The sequence below is a fragment of the Crocosphaera sp. Alani8 genome (genome assembly GCF_038442745.1).
GTDB lineage: Bacteria > Cyanobacteriota > Cyanobacteriia > Cyanobacteriales > Microcystaceae > Crocosphaera.
Genome location: NZ_JARVCN010000336.1, coordinates 1 through 3,446, shown reverse-complemented (window position 1 = coordinate 3,446; position 3,446 = coordinate 1). Strand labels below are relative to the sequence as shown.

Here is a 3,446-nt window from a genome sequence, read left to right as displayed (position 1 = left end):
TTTGGCCTAAGTTTTCGCAGCGAGTGACCCCTGGCTTTTTGAGAAGATACGAAAACTAGAAGTTTATAATAAGGACAAAAAAGCAACAGGAAACCCCATCACTCTAGATGATTTAATTGAAGAATACGATCTAGATCCCATTGCTTTACAGAGTTTAACCAAAGAAAAGATCGGTATTGAAATCATCCCGGCAGTTGTTAAAGGAGAAACCTACGAAGAGGCAAGAAGAAGGGTAAGATCCGTATTTGTCCATGTTAACCGTATGGCCATTTCTTTGAGTAAAGGACAGTTAGTTTTATTGAACGAAGACGATGGTTTTGCAATTGTTTCTAGACGACTTGCTATTACCCATCCCTTGTTAAAAGATAGAGATGAAAAAGACTGGAACTCTCGGGTTAATTGGGACAGTGCAACTATTGCTAATAAATCAACTGTTTTAACCACTTTGCAATCATTACAAGATATAACAGAGGGCTATTTAGCCAGTAAATTTACCCACTGGAAAAGTAAAGATAAAAAGAACCTAATTTCTTTACGTCCCGATGACAAAGAGATAGAAGAAGGGTTTAACCTATTAACAGAATTATTCAACAAATTAGCCAGTTTACCTAGCTATCGCCAATTAGAACAAGGAGTTAAAACCTACGAATTGAGACGATTTAACCACGAAAAAGGAGGGGGGGAAGGTAACTTTTTATTTCGTCCCGTTGGGCAAATAGCATTAGCACAAGCATTAGGATTTTTAATATTTAGTCAAAAATTAAACTTAAAAAGTATTATTAAGAAACTAATTTATTTTGACGAAATTGGAGGATTTAGTTATATGGACACCTCCCAATCTATCTGGTACGGAGTTCTTTATGATCCCATGAAAAAAAGAATTCAGGTATCAGGTAAAAAATTAGCTAGTCGTTTATTAATTTACTTATTAGGTGGAGTAAAAGACGACTTAGAAAAAGCAGAAATTCGTAGGGAATTAGCAGAAGCGAGAACTATTAGAGATGCTGCTACCAATGAAGAAAAAACTATCGATTTTAAAGGTAACTTTGTTAACCCCAAAAAAGTTGGTCTACCTAATATTTTGGTTGATAGTTGATCCCCATTGTGGCATGATAACTGATAAATAATATCTAACTGTCTGGTGTCAATATGAATGCAGATACTGTCTTTCAACTCATACAACAATCTTTGAGAGTTGGGGTAGGTTTTACTACTTCCATTTTAGAAACCCTACAAGATCCTCAAAAACGTAATCAAACCTTTTCCGAACTGCAAGAAGAAATTACCCAAAAAACCGCAGAATGGGCAAAAAAAGGCGAAATTACCGAACAAGAAGCGCGAGAATTTCTAGATCGATGGTTAAATCAACCAAAATCCTCAAAAAATCCCCCAGGATCTACTACTACTAGCAAAACTAAAGCTGATGTAAATCAAGAAATTCAACAACTGACTGAAAAAATTATCACCCTGAGACAAGAACTCGAAGACTTAAGGCAGAAAAAAAAGCCTTAATCATCTAAAAATAGAGATCTAAGACTCTTTTTGACAATAATGTATTATCTAGTCATTCGACCAGGTTTCGCAACTAATTAGATCACTAATGCGATCCCGTAATAAATAATCAAATTTTTCTAGTTCGTGTTCAACCCATATCCATTCCCTTGCTGGAATATGATCGCATAAGCTAGAAATTGGTTGTTGACGACTAACTAAACCCCTATCTACCAAATGACGGGCCTCTTGTTGTATAAAATCGATAGAATAACGAGAAAAAGTAACAGGAACTTGTGTGGAAAGATTCATAAGTAGAACACCAAACCGGTAAATATCTTGACCCTGACCTTTAAAATGATCGAACCTACAGACAAAAGCTGCAAAGTCTTTTTGTATTGTTCATTACATTCTCCACCCAATTGTGTCAGGATGTGCAGAAATTTCCACTTTCTTTTATAATTCTATATTCAAAAATAATTAGAGTCCTAATGTGGGGACTAGGACTCGAGTGATGTATTCAAAAAGGTTGACTGATAACAAAATATAGCTATGTGACTTACCAAAGACTCTTACTCGTGGAGATGGGAAAAATTAACCTAATATGATTGTTTAATCATTATCCCAATTTTCACAAGCCATGAGATCCCCGATTTGATCCCGTAACAAATATTCACATCTTTCTAATTCAGCTTCAACACAAACCCATTCGCGGGGGGGAATAAACTCGCAGAGAACATAAATAGGTTGTTGACGACTCACAGTACCAGTATCAACCAAATGACGTACCTCGTCTTTGATCATGTTGATGGTGTAAGTAGTAGAACGAACCGGACTAGAAGGAGAGGGGAGAGTGATAGAACTCATATACAATTACCAAGTGACTAGAAATGCCTACTGTTTAATATAATCTAAATCTCATTAATAGGAAAGCAAATTCGTGCTGTAACAAAGAATACATTTTACTTTTTCTCTTCTCAAGGGTTGGTATATCGGGGTTTACAGGATGTTAAAAAATATTAATCTCCTGTGCAGTTATTGGTTCTGTCCAAGAGAGATAATCATTATGGAAAAATAGGAGAGATTGATAGTTGGGTGATCACGTAGATTTTGATAGATTTTTTCTTCTGACTGGTTCGCTCGTTCTACAACAAAAGCGCAATCTAATAAGTTCAGGGTATCTAACTTCTGCCACACCTGGGTATAAACCGAACTAACTTTTAACAAAACAATAACATCGGCCCAACTTAAAACTTCGTCTAACTCAGCCACATTATACAATGCAGGGAGAATAGCTAAATTTTGCGAACCCAAGGTTAAAGGTAGTCCCAACACCGAAGCTGCTGCCATAGGAGATGAAACCCCAGGAACAGTTTGTATGGGGAGTTGGGGATAGTCTTTTTTGAGGGTTTGAGCAAGATAAGTAAAGGTACTATAAAAACTAACATCCCCCTCACAAGCAAACGCTACATCTATTCCTTGAGAGAGATAAGACCACACCATTTTTGCTGCTTGCTGCCAAGCTTTTTGTAACACCTTCTTGTCTTGAAGATAAGGGAAATAAAGGGGTAACTTTTTTTGTTGCGCGGTTATCCAAGGGGTTATAATTGTTTGGGCTAAACCTTCTTTGCCGTTAACCCCTAGAGGAAAAGCAATAACTGGAACTTGTTGCAATAACCGTTGTCCTTTGACAGTAATTAATTCTGGATCACCAGTTCCTACACTCACCCCGTATAAAGTACCAACTCCTTTTCCCATCAAAATTTGTTTAGTTATTGATTGAGCTTTTATCATAGCAATTTTCCCACTTGTCAGTCACTCCCAGCGATCGCTTGATTAGCTTTATTTGGCATTTATTAATGATTAAGATTTGTTAAAAATAATTTTAAAAATACCCAACAGGTATCTTCTCAAAAAGCCAGGGGTCACTCGCTGCGAAAACTTAGGCCAAACAT

Annotated in this window: 5 protein-coding genes; 2 read left to right on the top strand and 3 right to left on the bottom strand. The window is 36.6% G+C overall.

Going from position 1 to position 3,446, the window contains the following annotated elements:
• Positions 1-46: 46 nt before the first annotated feature.
• Together P9B04_RS17525 and P9B04_RS17520 are read left to right on the top strand one after the other, a co-directional pair.
• Positions 47-1,096, top strand: coding sequence for a DGQHR domain-containing protein (locus P9B04_RS17525; protein ID WP_342056268.1), 1,050 nt, complete (start codon positions 47-49; stop codon positions 1,094-1,096).
• 53 nt (positions 1,097-1,149) lie between these two features.
• Complete coding sequence (locus tag P9B04_RS17520) at positions 1,150-1,512, top strand: hypothetical protein (RefSeq protein ID WP_342056267.1); 363 nt, start codon at positions 1,150-1,152, stop codon at positions 1,510-1,512.
• Positions 1,513-1,560: 48 nt separating this feature from the next.
• On the opposite strand, the gene P9B04_RS17515 is transcribed toward P9B04_RS17520, so the two are convergent.
• The 3 genes from P9B04_RS17515 to P9B04_RS17505 form a co-directional block, all read right to left on the bottom strand.
• The gene (locus P9B04_RS17515; RefSeq protein WP_342056266.1) at positions 1,561-1,803 is read right to left on the bottom strand and encodes a DUF4327 family protein; all 243 of its coding nucleotides are present in this window, start codon (positions 1,801-1,803) and stop codon (positions 1,561-1,563) included.
• Positions 1,804-2,103: 300 nt separating this feature from the next.
• Positions 2,104-2,358, bottom strand: a complete 255-nt coding sequence (locus tag P9B04_RS17510; RefSeq protein WP_342056265.1) for a DUF4327 family protein — start codon at positions 2,356-2,358, stop codon at positions 2,104-2,106.
• Positions 2,359-2,526: 168 nt separating this feature from the next.
• Positions 2,527-3,249: a precorrin-2 C(20)-methyltransferase gene (locus P9B04_RS17505; RefSeq protein WP_446718015.1), complete on the bottom strand. Its 723-nt coding sequence runs from the start codon at positions 3,247-3,249 to the stop codon at positions 2,527-2,529.
• Between the last annotated feature and the right edge of the window lie 197 nt (positions 3,250-3,446).

What these genes read in the sequence shown, in the direction of transcription:
- P9B04_RS17520 (WP_342056267.1), top strand. Translation starts at nt 1,150, where the DNA reads ATGAATGCAGATACTGTCTTTCAACTCATACAACAATCTTTGAGAGTT.
- P9B04_RS17515 (WP_342056266.1), bottom strand. Translation starts at nt 1,803, where the DNA reads ATGAATCTTTCCACACAAGTTCCTGTTACTTTTTCTCGTTATTCTATC.
- P9B04_RS17510 (WP_342056265.1), bottom strand. Translation starts at nt 2,358, where the DNA reads ATGAGTTCTATCACTCTCCCCTCTCCTTCTAGTCCGGTTCGTTCTACT.
- P9B04_RS17505 (WP_446718015.1), bottom strand. Translation starts at nt 3,249, where the DNA reads ATGGGAAAAGGAGTTGGTACTTTATACGGGGTGAGTGTAGGAACTGGT.